The organism is Bradyrhizobium sp. (genome assembly GCF_016213215.1).
In the GTDB taxonomy this organism is placed as follows: domain Bacteria; phylum Pseudomonadota; class Alphaproteobacteria; order Rhizobiales; family Xanthobacteraceae; genus Bradyrhizobium.
On record NZ_JACRAW010000026.1, the window covers coordinates 22,182 to 36,622 of the forward strand.

General features: G+C 64.1%; 14 protein-coding genes and 2 pseudogenes. 11 read left to right on the forward strand and 5 right to left on the reverse strand.

Annotation, left to right across the window (positions count from 1 at the left end):
• Nucleotides 1-4: 4 nt before the first annotated feature.
• Nucleotides 5-774 (reverse strand): annotated as a pseudogene (locus tag HY852_RS06485) (hypothetical protein).
• 141 nt (nucleotides 775-915) lie between these two features.
• Here HY852_RS06485 and HY852_RS06490 point away from each other — a divergent pair.
• The 8 genes and pseudogenes from HY852_RS06490 (at nucleotide 916) to HY852_RS06525 (ending at nucleotide 8,014) form a co-directional block, all read left to right on the forward strand.
• Nucleotides 916-1,689, forward strand: coding sequence for a hypothetical protein (locus tag HY852_RS06490; RefSeq protein WP_291603561.1), 774 nt, complete (start codon nucleotides 916-918; stop codon nucleotides 1,687-1,689).
• A gap of 186 nt (nucleotides 1,690-1,875) precedes the next feature.
• A complete protein-coding gene (locus HY852_RS06495; RefSeq protein ID WP_291603563.1) occupies nucleotides 1,876-2,406 on the forward strand; it encodes a DUF992 domain-containing protein in 531 nt (176 codons plus the stop codon).
• 308 nt (nucleotides 2,407-2,714) lie between these two features.
• The gene (locus HY852_RS06500; protein WP_291603564.1) at nucleotides 2,715-4,112 is read left to right on the forward strand and encodes a tetratricopeptide repeat protein; all 1,398 of its coding nucleotides are present in this window, start codon (nucleotides 2,715-2,717) and stop codon (nucleotides 4,110-4,112) included.
• Nucleotides 4,113-4,234: 122 nt separating this feature from the next.
• On the forward strand, nucleotides 4,235-6,136 hold the full coding sequence (locus tag HY852_RS06505) for a propionyl-CoA synthetase (RefSeq protein ID WP_291603565.1): 1,902 nt from the start codon (nucleotides 4,235-4,237) through the stop codon (nucleotides 6,134-6,136).
• Between the two features lie 179 nt (nucleotides 6,137-6,315).
• Nucleotides 6,316-6,576 (forward strand): hypothetical protein, encoded by a 261-nt coding sequence (locus tag HY852_RS06510; RefSeq protein WP_291603566.1) that lies wholly within the window; start codon nucleotides 6,316-6,318, stop codon nucleotides 6,574-6,576.
• Between the two features lie 17 nt (nucleotides 6,577-6,593).
• Nucleotides 6,594-6,800 carry a DUF6494 family protein gene (locus tag HY852_RS06515; RefSeq protein WP_291603568.1) on the forward strand — a complete coding sequence of 69 codons (207 nt, stop codon included), beginning with the start codon at nucleotides 6,594-6,596 and terminating at the stop codon, nucleotides 6,798-6,800.
• Between the two features lie 12 nt (nucleotides 6,801-6,812).
• Nucleotides 6,813-6,985 (forward strand): annotated as a pseudogene (locus tag HY852_RS06520) (PhnA domain-containing protein); the annotation flags it as partial.
• Between the two features lie 309 nt (nucleotides 6,986-7,294).
• Nucleotides 7,295-8,014 carry an OmpW family outer membrane protein gene (locus HY852_RS06525; RefSeq protein ID WP_291603569.1) on the forward strand — a complete coding sequence of 240 codons (720 nt, stop codon included), beginning with the start codon at nucleotides 7,295-7,297 and terminating at the stop codon, nucleotides 8,012-8,014.
• A gap of 127 nt (nucleotides 8,015-8,141) precedes the next feature.
• Here HY852_RS06525 and HY852_RS06530 read toward each other — a convergent pair whose 3' ends face one another.
• Both HY852_RS06530 and HY852_RS06535 read right to left on the reverse strand, forming a co-directional pair.
• Nucleotides 8,142-8,357, reverse strand: a complete 216-nt coding sequence (locus HY852_RS06530) for a hypothetical protein (RefSeq protein WP_291603570.1) — start codon at nucleotides 8,355-8,357, stop codon at nucleotides 8,142-8,144.
• An 85-nt stretch (nucleotides 8,358-8,442) separates the two neighbouring features.
• Nucleotides 8,443-9,135, reverse strand: a complete 693-nt coding sequence (locus tag HY852_RS06535; RefSeq protein ID WP_291603571.1) for a DUF1013 domain-containing protein — start codon at nucleotides 9,133-9,135, stop codon at nucleotides 8,443-8,445.
• A gap of 232 nt (nucleotides 9,136-9,367) precedes the next feature.
• Here HY852_RS06535 and ispH point away from each other — a divergent pair, with 232 nt between their 5' ends.
• The 3 genes from ispH to rnhA are packed head-to-tail and all read left to right on the forward strand — an operon-like array spanning nucleotide 9,368 to nucleotide 11,779.
• Nucleotides 9,368-10,330 carry a 4-hydroxy-3-methylbut-2-enyl diphosphate reductase gene (ispH, locus tag HY852_RS06540; protein WP_291603572.1) on the forward strand — a complete coding sequence of 321 codons (963 nt, stop codon included), beginning with the start codon at nucleotides 9,368-9,370 and terminating at the stop codon, nucleotides 10,328-10,330.
• A gap of 4 nt (nucleotides 10,331-10,334) precedes the next feature.
• Nucleotides 10,335-11,318, forward strand: a complete 984-nt coding sequence (locus HY852_RS06545) for a homoserine kinase (RefSeq protein WP_291603574.1) — start codon at nucleotides 10,335-10,337, stop codon at nucleotides 11,316-11,318.
• Nucleotides 11,315-11,779, forward strand: coding sequence for a ribonuclease HI (gene rnhA, locus HY852_RS06550; RefSeq protein ID WP_291603576.1), 465 nt, complete (start codon nucleotides 11,315-11,317; stop codon nucleotides 11,777-11,779). The genes HY852_RS06545 and rnhA overlap by 4 nt, the downstream gene beginning before the upstream one ends.
• 104 nt (nucleotides 11,780-11,883) lie before the next feature.
• Here rnhA and HY852_RS06555 read toward each other — a convergent pair whose 3' ends face one another.
• Complete coding sequence (locus tag HY852_RS06555) at nucleotides 11,884-12,369, reverse strand: peroxiredoxin (RefSeq protein WP_291603578.1); 486 nt, start codon at nucleotides 12,367-12,369, stop codon at nucleotides 11,884-11,886.
• Nucleotides 12,370-12,638: 269 nt separating this feature from the next.
• The gene (locus HY852_RS06560; protein ID WP_291603580.1) at nucleotides 12,639-14,327 is read right to left on the reverse strand and encodes a long-chain fatty acid--CoA ligase; all 1,689 of its coding nucleotides are present in this window, start codon (nucleotides 14,325-14,327) and stop codon (nucleotides 12,639-12,641) included.
• Nucleotides 14,328-14,441 lie beyond the last annotated feature (114 nt).

The window sequence follows — 14,441 nt, forward strand, 5'->3', positions numbered from 1 at the left end:
GGTGCTACTGCGCCAGTGCCAGGATGCCGCCCGCCATTGCGTGCCAGGCCGGCGTGATGCTGATCGGCCAGTTCAGGAGCTTCACCGCGAGCAGCGCGATGCCGCCATAAGCATAGACGGGATGCGTGCTGCCGCGCGTGCGCCGGTCGTGGACGATGGCCGCAATGAGCAACAGATAGGCCACGAGCGCCGGCGCGATGGTCACCGAAACCGGCGGCGGGCCGGGAGGGCCGGCAGGGGCGAGGAAAGTCAGGAACCAGCGTGCCACTGCGGCATCCAGCAGCGAGATGCTGGCGAGCAGAACCAGGCGCTTGTGAACCTCCGGCTGGCGCGTATAGACGATCGCCAGCGTGAACACGGTTGCAAAGAAGGCGATCCCGCTCAGCGGCACGATGGAAAAAGCGATGCCCGCCTCGGTTTGCCCGGTTGCGGCACCCTGCTTCATCGAATGAACCGCTACCAGGAAGCCGAAGATAGTCATCGCGGTCGCAAGCGACACACCGACGATTCCGAGCGACCTGTGCCGCGCGAGCCGCCCGGACGCGGCAAGCCAGGCCTGGAACGCGAAATAGAGCGTCCAGGTGAAGAACAAGAAGCCGTGGAAATGAACCACCGGACTGCCCGAGAATGTCCGATGGGCAAGCGGAACCCAATAAGTCGGGGCAAAGCCCAGGAAGGCGACGGCCGCACACGCCAGCGCCATGTAAAATAAAAATATCGCGCGGGCGCTGCTACCGCGGCGCGAACGCGACCATCCTGTGTCAAAGTGGTCATGAACGGTGAGTCCGGCGGAGCGGTATTTGGTTCAAGGCGAATCGCCTTTATCCCGCTGATGGCCTATCGTTGCGGCGTGGGGCGATATCGGCTCTCGCACGACTACGCCCAGCGAGCATTGTGAGGGTCTCCACGAAAACCATGCCGTGCCGTCGTCCAGCTCTGCTTCCGGGACTGGCCATCGTGCTCGTGCTCGGCCTTTACTCTTCGCCCGGCTTGTGCGCGACCGGCGAGCCGGCGGCGCCGCCGCAGATCGACGCCGCGCCCTGCCTTGCCGCGATTGCGGCAGGGGACGATGACAGGGTCCTCTCGATCTGCGCCGACGTCATCGACAACGAGAAGACGGCAAGGGGCGACCGCCTCAAGGCGCTGATTGCGCGTGCCGGCGTGCTTGCGCGGCGAGACCAGGCCGATCGCGCCATCGCCGACTACGACGCGGTGCTGCGGCTCGATCCGATGCTGGCCGACATTTTCAATGCGCGCGGCGAGCTGTGGCGTAAGAAGGGCGACCGGGTGAAGGCGGTGCACGATTTCGACGCGGCGCTGAAGCTGAAACCCGATCACGCCAAAGCCAAGGCCAACCACAGGGCGCTGGCGCAGGAATTGGAGCGGCTGGGCGCGCAGATGGCGGTCGCAGGCAAGCCGAGCTTCAATTGCGCCACCGCCAGGCGCGCGGTCGAGAAGGCGATCTGCGTTAATCCCGAACTCGCCGACCTCGACCGCGAGATCTATGCGGCAAATGCCCGGGTGCTGCGAGAGGCGGCGTCCGAGGGCCCACCCGCCGTACGAGCGCTGCAGAGAAAGCAGGACGAATTCATTGCCCGCCGCAATGCCGCTTTCGGCCGCCCGGGGTACGACCTCAAAAAGGCGATGCGTGAGCGGTTGCAGGATCTCAACGGCGTAGATGGCTATTAGGGGATACTCATACGCTTGATGTCCGTTTCGCGTGCGGACCACGTGAAACCCACATTCGAACCTTTCCCGCCGAGACAGGTTCCGGCGCTCAGTCCGTCTTTGGGCTTCGCACGTGCGAGCAACAGGAACCTCGCCCTATCGGTCCGCATTGAGGGACCATCCGAATACGTCTCTGGAGGGCCGCCCATGATCAAAGCAACGCTGAACAGAACAACGCTGAACAACCTCGCGACCGCATGCGCCGCCCTGGCGCTCGCCCTCGCCATGGTTCCGGCAACGGCTCAGGAGGCCGGGCGAACGAGGGTCGGCATGCTCACCTGCAACATATCGCCCGGGGTCGGCATGATTGTCGTGGGACAGCGGCAACTGAGCTGCATCTATGCATCGGCGAGGGGCAGGGCGCGCGAGGCTTATGAAGGCACCGTCAGCACGCTTGGCCTCGACATCGGCGCCACGTCCGGCGGCCAGCTGACCTGGGCCGTTTTTGCGCCGACCACGCTGCGCCGCGCGGCGTTGGCAGGAACCTATGCGGGTGCGACCGCCGGTGGCACCGTTGGCGTCGGAGTTGGGGCCAACGTCCTGGTCGGAGGCTCGGACCGCACGGTCACCTTGCAGCCGGTATCGGTGCAGGCGCAGACGGGCGTGAACATTGCGGCGGGCGTATCCACAATGGAGCTGCGGCCGGCCACTGCGCCCGCACGTCGCAGGGCCCAGTGACGACATCATCGCCGGTGAATCAAAGCAGAAGAATTGGCAGTATCCCCAGTCGCTGCCGGTAAGCTTTGGGAGGCGGTGCTTCTTCCGGTCCTCACGAGGATGTCCGCTGTTGGGCAATTGCGGAATCGCCGGTGTTCGCCTCGAATGGCAGCTTCAAGGGTGAAGGTGAACACCGCCTGCCTGAAGCTGCGGATCTACAAGTTCACGCCCCGGGGCCTGGGTCGTCAGCCGCGGGGCGTGCTTTTCGCTTGAACCGAATCGGGCGCGATTGCGACAATGGAACAGCCCTCGTTACGGAGTTCCGCGCCATGCTTGCCATTTTCAGTCCCGTGCAGCTGTCGCTGTCGTCCCGGTTTTCGTTGCGGGCGTCCCGGCTCGGTTTCAGCCTGTTGGCGGGCCTTGCCCTTGCGGCCGGCCAGGCCGCCGCCGGCGACGGCGTCGAGTGTGCGCCCGGGAGCAAGGCGTCCCCGCTCGACCTGATCGCCGCCTGCAGTTCAATCATCGACAATTCGGCGAGTTCAGGCCCGGATCGTGCGTCCGCGCTGCTGGCGCGGGCCGACGCCCACGCCAAAACTTCCGGCGGCTTGACCAAGGCGGTGGCCGATCTCGATCGTGCCATTGCGATCGATCGCAGGAATGCCCGCGCCTTTCGCTTGCGGGGCGACCTGACGCGCGAAGCCGGGGGCAATCTCGACCGGGCCCTGGCGGATCTGAGCACGGCCATCGGGCTCGATCCGAAAGATGCCGAAGCCTATGAACTGCGCGGCATCGTCTACACCAACCAGGGCAGGTACGACCGCGCGATCGCCGATTACAGCGAGGCGATCCGGTTGAAGCCTGACGACGCCCAGGCCCATTCGGACCGCGGCGTGACCTACTATCTCTCAGGCGACCACGAGAAGGCCGTGCGCGACTACGACGAGGCGCTGCGCCTCGACCCGGTCCGGCCGCGCACCTATACCAACCGCGGCGCCGCGTACAAGAAGCTCGGCCAGATGGACAAGGCGCTCGCCGATGACAGCGAGGCGATCCGGCTGGATCCCAAGGTGCCGGAATATTTCGACAACCGTGGCCTCACCTATGCGGCCATGGGCGAGTACGACAAGGCGATCGCCGACTACGACCAGGCCATCCGGCTGCAACAGCGCGCGAAGTTCTATACCAACCGGGGCGATTCCTACCAGTTCAAGGGCGAATTTGGCTCGGCGCTCAGCGATTACGACACGGCCTTACGCCTCGATCCGAAGTCCGCGCTCGCCCACAACAACCGGGCCGTGCTGTTCAAGAAGATGGGCGATCGCACCAAGGCCTTGGCCGATTACGAGGCGGCACTGCGCCTCGATCCGACCAACGAGAATGCCGCCAACGGCCGCCGCATCATGCTGGCCGAGATCAAGAAGTTCGGCGCGGCTCCCCGCGCCGGGCTGCTGCCGGGGTCGAGCGAGCCCTCGTTCGACTGCGCCACGGCGAAGCACGCCGCGGAGAAGGTGATCTGCGCGGACCCGCAGCTGGGGGGACTGGATCGTGAGATCTCCGATACCTATGCCCGCCTGCTCAAGACATCGAGCCGCCGGACTGCCGTTGCGTTGCGCGAGGCGCAGCGCGACTTCATCGCAGCGCGAAATGCCCGCTTCGGTCAGCCGGACTACGACCTTCGTCTAGCCCTGCAGCGCCGTCTCGATACGCTGAAAGCCGCAACGCGTTGAGCTGTCGGGAAGATTCGCGCCAGCGCGGTCTTACGCTGATCCAGATCAATTCCTTGCGCCTTGAACTGGCGTTTTGTCCCGTGACAATAGACGGGAACAACATCAGCTCTTGAGGAAGCGCCATGACTGCCAACGGCTACCATGAAGTCTATGCCAGGTCGATGCGCGACCCGACCGGCTTCTGGGCGGAAGCGGCGCGGGAGATCGACTGGATCGAGCCTGCCAACAAGATTTTCGATCCGGGCCAGGGGGCCTACGGCCGCTGGTTTGCCGGCGCCGTGGTCAACACCTGCTACAACGCGCTCGACCGTCATGTGGAGCGCGGCCGCGCCAACCAGACCGCGCTGATCCACGATTCCCCGCTGACGGGCAAGGTTTCCAGCTTCACCTACGCCGATGCACTCAAGGAAGTGCAGGCGCTCGCCGCGACCATGCAGGATTTCGGCATCAAGAAGGGCGATCGCGTCATCCTCTATATGCCGATGGTGCCGGAGGCGGTGTTCGCGATGCTGGCCTGTGCGCGCATCGGCGCCGTGCACAGCGTGGTGTTCGGCGGATTTGCCGCCAAGGAGCTGGCGACGCGCATCGACGACGCGCAACCCAAGCTGATCTTTTCCGCAAGCTGCGGCATCGAGCCGGGCCGTATCGTGCAATACAAGCCGCTGCTCGACGAGGCGATCAAGCTGTCCAGCGCCAAGCCGGGGGCTTGTATCATCCTGCAGCGGCCGCAGCACACCTGCGAACTGAGCGCCGGGCGCGATCATGACTGGGCAACCTTGCGCCGCGCCGCGCTCGATGCGGGCAAGACCGCCCCGTGCGTGCCGGTGCTGGCCACCGACCCTCTCTACATCCTCTACACCTCGGGCACGACCGGCATTCCCAAGGGCGTCGTGCGCGACAATGGCGGGCATCTGGTCGCGCTGAAGTGGTCGATGTTCAACCTCTACGGCGTCAATCCCGGCGAGGTCTGGTGGTGCGGTTCCGATATCGGCTGGGTGGTCGGACACAGCTATATCGTCTACGGCCCGCTGATCCACGGCGCGACGTCGATCATGTATGAGGGCAAGCCGGTCGGCACGCCCGACGCCGGCGCGTTCTGGCGATTGATCTCCCAGCACAAGGCGGTGGCGCTGTTCACGGCCCCGACCGCCTTCCGCGCCATCCGCAAGGAAGATCCGGACGGCAAGTTCATCCGGCAATACGACCTGTCGAAATTCCGCACACTGTTTCTCGCCGGCGAGCGCGCCGACCCGCCGACGGTGGAATGGGCCGAACAGCAATTGAAGGTGCCGGTGATCGATCACTGGTGGCAGACGGAGACCGGCTGGTGCATTGCCGGCAATCCGGTGGGCCTGGGCATGCTGCCCGTGAAGCATGGCTCGCCGACCGTGCCGATGCCAGGCTATCAGGTCGACATCGTCGACGAGGCGGCAAGGCCGGTGCCCGCCAACACCATGGGCTCGATCGTGGTCAAGCTGCCGATGCCGCCGGGTTGCCTGCCGACGTTGTGGAATCAGGAGGAGCGCTTCAAGGACGGCTATTTGAGCGAGTTTCCCGGCTATTACAAAACCTCCGACGCCGGCTTCAAGGACGAGGACGGCTATGTCTTCGTGATGGGCCGCACCGACGACATCATCAACGTCGCCGGCCACCGGCTTTCGACCGGCGGCATGGAGGAGATCCTCGCTTCGCACCCCGACGTTGCCGAATGCGCCGTGCTGGGCATCAAGGACGCGGTCAAGGGCGAGGTGCCCTGCGGCTTCCTGGTGCTGAAGGCCGGCGTCAGCCGCAGCCCCTCCGAGATCGAAAAGGAGATCATCGCGCTGGTGCGCGACAAGCTCGGGCCCGTCGCCGCGTTCAAGCTGGCGATCACCGTCGGCCGGCTGCCCAAGACGCGCTCGGGCAAGATCCTGCGCGGCACCATCAAGAAGATCGCCGACGGCGAGCCCTGGACCATGCCGGCCACCATCGAGGATCCCAAGGTGCTGGACGAAATCGGCGACGCCCTCAAGGGCAGGGTGTAAGGGCTTCTTGAATACGCCGTATTTTTCCGGTGAACCTCATCCTGTGAGGCGCTCCGAAGGAGCGCGTCTCGAAGGATGAGGCCCGAGCGCGGCCTCATGGTTCGTCGGGCGATGCGGAGCATCGTCCCAGACGCCCGCTTTCGCGGGCTCCTCACCATGAGGGTAGGGCAAAGCCAACTATGAATTCGAAATCTTTGTTCGCGCTGCTGCTCGCCACCGTCGTGCTTTCCGCCTGCGTCGCGCGCAACCAGGCGCCGGTTGCGGCGCTCAATGACGATGATGACGCGGCATGCCAGGCCAATGGGGTCAAGGTCGGCTCGCCGGAATACGTTGCCTGCCGCAAGGATCGCGACGTCCAGCGCAGCGCGGCCATCGCGCGCGCCGACCGTCGTCAGCGCAATCTCGGGGAATACATGCTGAACCACCCGGAGCGACCGTAACACAGCGGGAGGCCGTCATGGACGAGGACTTGTTCAACACCAGCCTGCGCCGATTCCTGAAGAAGGTCGGCATCACCTCGCAACGGGAGATCGAACGGGCTGTGCGCGATGCGCTCGCCAGTGGCAGGCTCAAAGGCAACGAAAAGCTGCAGGCGAGGATGGTGCTGACCATCGGTAGCCTCGGCCTCTCGCATGAGGTCTTTGACGAGATCGAGCTCGGTTAGCCGCATGGCACGCTGCTGGCCGGCGGCGACAACGTGACCTTGATCTGAAGCTGAAGGGCTCCTCCGCCGTGCTCAAGCGCGGTACGATGATCAGGGGTATTCGTCTGACTGACAACGAAGACGAGATCGAAGGCCGCACCGACAAGATCAAGGGCCTGGTGCAGCGTACCGAGTTTCTGAAGAAAGTCGTGAGTTCGGAGCAGCATCAACTCTCACCGAATCACTCCGATCGCGTGCTCAGCCCTTGAGCTGTGGGAAGAACGCTTGCTGCGGCTATCCTGCAACGACTGGCCCGCTCATCACGATCCAGATGACTCCGGTACCGTCGCGAACTGCTTGCATTGGCTGTTTCTGTAGCTCTTTTGCAACGCCGTTACTGAATTGTAACATGCCCCGCACGAATTGATCAGGATCAAACCCATATCGCCCCCGTATCTGCTCTGACAGGCATGGGTCGCGCACATCTCGCGTCGACAATGGCTATGGGGAACTCGATGAAGAAGACAATCTTGAACACGGCGTCGCTGCTGGTGCTGGCGACCCTGGGAGCTGTGGGCGCTGCTCAAGCTGCGGATCTGCCCGTTTATACCAAGGCACCGGTTGTTGAGCCGTTCAATCCCTGGATGATCCGTCTGCGCGCGCTCGGCGTGATTCCGGACGCCGGCGGCAGCACCGTCAACGTCGTGGGTGTCCCCGCGCTGTCCTCGCCGAATTCCGGCCTGTCGATCAGCAATCAGGTCGTGCCTGAGCTGGACATCACCTACTTCTTCACCAAGAACATCGCAGCCGAATTGATCCTGGGCGTGACCAGGCATTCGATCGACGGCACCGGTACGCTGAACGGCCTCCCGATCGGCAAGACCACGCTGCTGCCGCCGACCCTCACCCTGCAGTACCACTTCACCGGCCTCGGCGCCTTCAAGCCGTATGTCGGTGCTGGCGTGAACTACACGGTGTTCTTCAACACGGGCGCCGCGAATGTGCCGGTGGGCGGCCTCGCCGTCACCAACCTCAGCGTCAGCAACGCCTTCGGCGGCGCCGTTCAGTTCGGCTTCGACCTGATGCTGGACAAGCATTGGGGCCTCAACGTCGACGTGAAGAAGCTGTGGCTGCGGCCGGATTATACGGCGCTCGTCAACGGCGCGATCCCGGTCAACGGTACCGCTCACATCGACCCATGGCTGGTGGGCGCTGGCGTCACTTACAAGTTCTGACGCAGCGAGCGGCGACGGGCGTGGGGGCCCGCCGCCGCTTTCAATTTCCAGGGCGCGATAGCGGAAACGCTATCGCGCCTTGCGTTTTTGAAAGGATGATCTTTGCGCCCGGCGAACAGGGGCCGGCTCAGTGCGCAAGGCTGCCCAGCTTGAAGCCGATGGCGAGCACCAGGAGTCCGCCGGCGCCATAGGCCAGATATTCCGGATGCTGGCAAAACAAATGCGACGTCGAGCAGACCGCGACCGCCCAATCGGTGCCGACAAAAACCTGTCCGGCCGCGTTCTTGAACAGCAGAGACGCGCCCGCGGCAATGATCGCCAGCAGAAACAACAGGCCCGCCATCGCCAATCCCCTCGAATCGCCTGCCGAAAGCTTAGTCGGCGGCGACAGGGCGCAATCTCCGCTCAAATACGGAGCGGGCGACGGCCTATTCCTGCTCCTGCTTCTTGCCGCCGAGCGTCTTCAGCTTGGCGAACACGGCATCGACGTTGAGGTCGTCGCTCGCCTTCTCGGTCGGCTCGAATTCCGGCTCCTTGCGGGTGGTCTCCGAGGCCGGCAGCAGGGTGGCGCCGCCGTAAGCCGCATCGACCGGCTTCTCCTTGGCCGCGCGCTGAACTTCGAAATCGAGCTCGATCTGCGAGCACAGCCCCAGCGTCACCGGGTCCATCGGCGTCAGCGCCGAGGTGTTCCAATGGGTGCGGTCGCGTACGCTGGCAATGGTGCTCTTGGTGGTGCCGACGAGCCGCATGATCTGGGCGTCCTTCAGCTCCGGGTGGTTGCGCAGCAGCCAGAGGATGGCGCTCGGCCGTTCGTGGCGGCGGGAAACCGGGGTGTAGCGCGGTCCCTTGCGCTTGGGCTGGGGCGGCAGGGTCACCTTGGTTTCCTGCAGCCTGAGTCGATAGTTCGAATCATTTTCGCCCTTTTCGATCTCCTCGCGGGAGAGCTGGCCGGTCGAAATGGGGTCCATGCCCTTGATGCCCTGGGCGGCGTCGCCATCGGCGATCGCGCGGATCTCCAGAGGGTGCATCTTGGTGAAATCGGCGACCTGGTCGAAGGTCAGCGCGGTGTTATCCAGCAGCCAGACGGCGGTCGCCTTGGGCATCAGAGGTGCGTTGCTCATGGCAAATCTCCTTTGTGCTTCGCCCACCTCTCTGGAGGCGAAACCGGGGGTCATCAGCGATGACGGGAATTGGGTCCTATATAAGCCCTGACCCGGCGATTACGCAATGGTTCGGCGCATTGCTTCTGCTAAAGTCCCTTGACACTGCCTGAAAGCAGTCCCAAGTCGTAGGCACCAATTTGACCGTTTTCTGCCCGCCGGCGAGGGGTGATTCGGTCCCGAGATCGCTCCCATGGCAGCCAAACCAAATCTGAAAATCGTGCTTTGTTCTCCCCGCGGCTTCTGTGCCGGGGTGGTACGGGCCATCGACACCGTGGAACGGGCACTCGCCATGTACGGCGCGCCGGTCTATGTCCGGCACGAGATCGTCCATAACAAATACGTCGTGGACAGCCTGAAGACCAAGGGCGCCATTTTCGTCGAGGAGCTTTCCGAGATCCCCGATAACACGACCGCACCGGTGGTGTTCTCCGCTCACGGGGTACCCAAATCGGTTCCCGCCGAGGCGCAGTCGCGCAATCTGTTCTCGCTGGACGCCACCTGCCCGCTGGTCACCAAGGTGCACCGTGAAGCCGCGATCCATTTCAAGCGCGGTCGCGAAATCCTCCTCATCGGCCACTCCCATCATCCGGAGGTGGTGGGCACGCTCGGCCAGCTGCCACCCGGGGCCGTGACCCTGATCGAGACCTCCGCGGACGCCAAGACCATCAGCCCGAAGAATCCCGACAACCTCGCCTTCGTGACCCAGACCACGCTGTCGATCGACGACACGGCCGGGATCGTCGCGATGCTGAAGGAACGCTTTCCGAACATCTCCGGACCTCACAAGGAAGACATCTGCTACGCCACCACCAACCGCCAGCTGGCGGTGAAGAAGGTGGCGCCGGTCGTTGACGCCCTGATCGTGGTTGGCGCGCCGAACTCTTCGAATTCGCAGCGCCTGCGCGAGGTCGCCGAGCGCGAGGGCTGCCCGATCGCGGTGCTCGCCCAGCGCGCCGGCGACATCGACTGGAAGCGCTTCGAAGGCATCAGGAGCGTTGGCATCACCGCCGGCGCCTCCGCGCCCGAAGTGATCGTCGAGGAGATCATGGACGCCTTCGCCGAACGCTACCACCTGCACGTGGAAACGGTTTCGGCCGCGGAGGAAAACGAGTTCTTCCCGCTGCCGCGCTCGCTGCGGCCCGACGCGGCGTAAGAGAATGGCGGTCTATACCGACGTTGCCGCCGACGAACTTGCGGAATTCTTGAGCCAATACGATCTCGGCGAGCTCCTGTCCTACAAGGGCATCGCCGAGGGCGTCGAGAACTCCAACTTCCTGCTGCACACCTCCGCCGGCTCCTTCATCCTCACGCTCTACGAAAAGCGCGTCGCCAGGGGAGACCTGCCGTTCTTTCTCGCGCTGATGACGCATCTGGCATCCAAAGGCGTCAATTGTCCGCTGCCGGTGAAGGGCAGGGATGGCGAGGCGCTGCGCGAGCTGGCTGGCCGTCCTGCCGCGATCATCAACTTTCTCGAAGGCATCTGGCCGCGCAAGCCGAACGTCACTCAATGTGCCGGCGTCGGTCAGGCGCTGGCGAAGATGCATCTTGCCGGCCTCAACTTCGCCATGTCGCGAGCAAACGCGCTGTCGGTCTCCGGCTGGCGGCCGCTGTTCGAGGCGGCGGCCGCGCGCGCCGACGAAGTGCAGCCGGGCCTGCGCGTTTTCCTGAGCGACGAGCTCGACTATCTCGAAAGCGGCGTCTGGCCGAAGCATCTGCCCGAAGGCGTGATCCACGCCGATCTGTTTCCGGACAACGTCTTCTTTCTCGGCGACCGCCTGTCCGGACTCATCGACTTCACCTTCGCCTGCAACGACATGCTGGCCTATGACGTCGCGATCTGCCTCAACGCCTGGTGCTTCGAGCCGGATCACGCCTTCAACGTCACCAAGGCGCGCGCCTTCCTCAATGCCTACGGCCGCGAGCGCCGGCTTTCGGAGGCCGAGCAGGACACGCTGCCGCTGCTCGCGCGCGGCGCGGCCATCCGCTTCCTGCTGACGCGCCTCGTCGACTGGCTGAACGTGCCGCCGGGCGCACTGGTCAAGCCGAAGGACCCGCTGGAATATGTCCGCAAGCTGCGCTTCCACCAAAGCGTGAACAGCGTGCGCGACTATGGTCTCTCTACGTCGGGGCTGGTCGTGTGAACGCGCTTCCGCTGGTGACGATCCATACCGACGGCGCCTGCTCGGGCAATCCCGGGCCGGGCGGCTGGGGTGCGATCCTGAAGTTCGGCGAGGTCGAGAAGGAATTGAAGGGCGGCGAGCCGCACAGCACCAACAACCGGATGGAGCTGATGGCTGCGATCTCGGCGCTGGAGGCGCTGAAGAAGCCCTGCACGGTCGATCTCTACACTGACAGCCAATACGTGCGGCAGGGCATCACCGGGTGGATTCACGGCTGGAAGAAGAACGGCTGGCGCACCGCGGACAGGAAGCCGGTGAAGAATGCCGAGCTGTGGCAGCGGCTGGATGCCGCGCTCAAACCGCACCAGGTGCGCTGGCACTGGGTCAAGGGTCACGCCGGCCACGACCAGAACGAACGGGCCGATCAGCTCGCCCGCGACGGCGTCGCCATGGCGCGGCTGCAGCAAAGGGTGCGCAAGTAGGCTCCGAAGTCGTCATTGCGAGCGAAGCGGAGCAATCCAGAGTTGTGCCGCGGAGACGGTCTGGATTGCTTCGCCGCTGACGCTCCTCGCAATCGACGGCTGAATTACAGCTGCGCCAGCAGCGTGTCGCCGCCGGAGACCTCGACCTTGCCCGGCATCGGCTCGAGGTTGATCTTCTTCACCACGCCGTCTTCCACCAGCATCGAATAGCGCTTCGAACGGATGCCGAGGCCATTGGCGGAGGCGTCCAGCTCCATGCCGACCGCCTTGGTGAACTCGGCACTGCCGTCGGCGAGGAAGATCGCCTCGTCGCGCTGGTCGGTGTCGCGCTTCCAGGCATCCATGACGAACGCGTCGTTGACGGAGACGATGGCGATGGTGTCGACGCCCTTGTTCTTGAGGGCGTAGGCGTTCAGGAAGATGCTCGGCAAGTGCATCTTGTGGCAGGTGCCCGTATAGGCGCCGGGGACCGCGAACAGCGCCACCTTCTTGCCCTTGAAGATGTCGTCGGTGGTTTTGACCTGCACGCCATCGGCGTTTATGACGCGAAACTTCGCCTCGGGCAGTTTGTCGCCAACTTTGATCGTCATCCTTCGTTCTCCCTCATGAGCGAGCATCTTTTAGATCATTTTGGCGGTATATGGAAACCTGCTTCACCGGCGTGTGATAGTCGTGGCTGCAAATTTTCCATCATGCCAACGGGTCGGCGCGTAGCGGCCGCCCGATGACAGGCTCCGCGAAGCAATCCGCCATCGTCGCCGTGGAGACGGTCTGGATTGCTTCCGCGCTTCGCGCCTCGCAATGACGGCGCAGGCCTCCCGCGCGACGGCGTTGGCTCGTAATGGCGGATTCGCCGGCCCTACGCCGCCGCTGCGTCCTTCTTCTCGTCGCGAAGGTGACGGCGCAGGATCTTGCCGACGTTGGTCTTCGGCAGCTCGGTCCGGAACTCGACGTATTTGGGGACCTTGTAGTTCGTCAGTTGCTCGTGACAGAACTTGAGCAGCTCTTCGGCCGTCAGCGACGGATCCTTCTTCACGACAAAGGCCTTGACCGCCTCGCCGGACCGGTCGTCCGGCACTCCGATGATGGCGACTTCGAGCACGCCGGGATGGCTCGCCATGACCTCCTCGACCTCGTTGGGATAGACGTTGAAGCCGGAGACCAGGATCATGTCCTTCTTGCGGTCGACGATCTTGATGAAGCCGTCCTCATTCATCACGCCGATGTCGCCGGTGCGGAAATAGCCATCCTGCGTCGTCACCTGCGCGGTTTCGTCCGGCCTGTTCCAGTACCCCACCATCACCTGCGGGCCCTTGGCGCAGATCTCGCCGGGCTGGCCGAGCGGCACCTCGTTTCCATCATCGTCGCGGATCGAAATATAGGTGGACGGCACGGGAATGCCGATCGAGCCGCTGAATTCGGCAGCGTTCGCCGGGTTGCAGGTCAGCGTCGGAGACGTCTCGGACAGTCCGTAGCCTTCCGCGATGCCGCAGCCCGTCAGCTTCTTCCATTGCTCGGCGACCGGCCGCTGCACCGCCATGCCGCCGCCGTTGGATATCTTCAGCTTCGAGAAGTCGACCTTCTTGAAGTCGGGGTGGTGCAAGAGGCCGTTGTATAGCGTGTTCACCGCCGGGATGCTGTTGACCTGGTACTTCATCAATTCCTTGATGAAGCCGGGGATGTCGCGCGGGTTGGGAATGAGCAGGTTGCAGCCGCCGGCGCGCACCGCGAGCAGGAAGCAGGCGGTGAGCGCAAAGATGTGATACAGCGGCAGCGCGCACACGATGAGCAATTGCTCGACGTGCGGCGGCTCGGCCAGTGCCGGCTGCAGCCAGGCATCGTTCTGCAGCATGTTGGCGACGACGTTGCGGTGGACCAGGGTGGCTCCCTTGGACACACCGGTGGTGCCGCCGGTGTATTGCAGGAAGGCGACGTCGTCCGGCCCGATCGTTGGCCTGACGAAACTCATGCTCCGGCCGGCCGCGACCGCGGCGTTGTAGGCGACGGCGCGCGGAATCGAAAACGCGGGCACCATCTTCTTCACCCGGCGCACCACCAGGTTGACGATCACGCCCTTGAAGCCGAGCAGGTCGCCCATGCTGGCGACGATCACATGCTTGACGGCCGTCCGGGCGTAGACCTGCTCGACGACGTGCGCGAAGTTTTCGAGGACGATGATGGCTTCGGCGCCCGAATCCTTGAGCTGGTGCTCGAGCTCGCGGGGGGTGTAGAGCGGATTCACGTTCACGACCGTATAGCCCGCGCGCAGCACCGCGGTGATGGCGACCGGATATTGCAGCACGTTCGGCATCATCAGCGCGACGCGCGCGCCCTTGGCCAGCCCCAGGCTCTGCAGGTAGGCCGCGAGTGCCACCGACATCTGGTCGACGTCGCGATAGCTGATCGACTTGTCCATGCAGATGAAAGCCTTGCGGTCGGCAAACTTCGCGAAGGATTCCTCGAACAGCTCGACCAGCGAGGAATACTGCGTCGGGTCGATGTCAGCAGGCACGCCGGCCGGATAGTGCTTGAGCCAGATGCGCTCCATGGTTGTTCCCCTATTGCCTTCGATCCCGCATGGAAGGCGGGCTCGCCTCACTCCTGTGCCTTCAATTTCTGCAGTATCGAGCTTGCCGCCGTTGATGGCAAGCGGTGGAACCGA